This is a genomic window from Candidatus Hakubella thermalkaliphila (genome assembly GCF_013281975.1).
Taxonomy (GTDB): domain Bacteria; phylum Actinomycetota; class Humimicrobiia; order Hakubellales; family Hakubellaceae; genus Hakubella; species Hakubella thermalkaliphila.
Window position 1 is genome coordinate 1 of the sequence record NZ_BLRZ01000409.1, and the last position, 705, is coordinate 705.

General features: G+C 47.8%; 1 pseudogene. It reads left to right on the plus strand.

The annotated features are described in order from the left end of the window. Positions 1–284: 284 nt before the first annotated feature. Positions 285–705, plus strand: a pseudogene (locus tag HW443_RS12465) (uroporphyrinogen decarboxylase family protein); the annotation flags it as partial.

Genomic DNA, 705 nt, shown 5'->3' on the forward strand with positions numbered 1-705 from the left:
ACTTTAGGTGACTTTCAAAGAAGTTTGTCGCGCAATTGTAGTCCATCATACGCAATTTCCCGCAATCTGAATAAGTTCGGCAATTCTGACCAAAGGGGAGTGTGGAGTCTATCTCCTTCGGCTCACTTTACGGTATAATGGGGCAAGTTTAGGCCGCACAGTTGTGCTGCTGTTTCAAACTTTAGCACAACAAGATGCTAAGGGGCTAGACCCTTGGGGTATCTTATAATGGTAAGAGGATAGAATTCTATAGTTCTTCAATTTAGATGCTGGGGAGGTCAGGGATGGGAGAGAAAGTGACTATGAGTAAAATGGAGAGGATTAAAGCGGCTCTTGCAGGTGAGCCTGTAGATCTGGTTCCCATCAGTTTCTGGGGGCATAACTATCTCAAAGAGTGGACTCCCCAGGGTCTGGCAGAGGCCATGCTGGAGTTTCAACAGAAATATGACTGGGACTATATGAAAGTTAATCCCCGGGCCTCCTATTTCGTGGAGGACTGGGGTTGTAAATTTCAGCCCTCTGGTGATCCCTATATGAGTCCTACGAGCATAGATTATGCAGTCAAAAGCACGCAGGATTGGGCGCGGCTGGAAGTGCTCGATCCCCCAAAAGGAGTTCTGGCAGAGCATCTATATGCTCTACAATTGATCAGCGAGGGTCTCCGGGGAGAAGTTCCCTTCGTACAAACCGTTTTCTCGCCCCTGA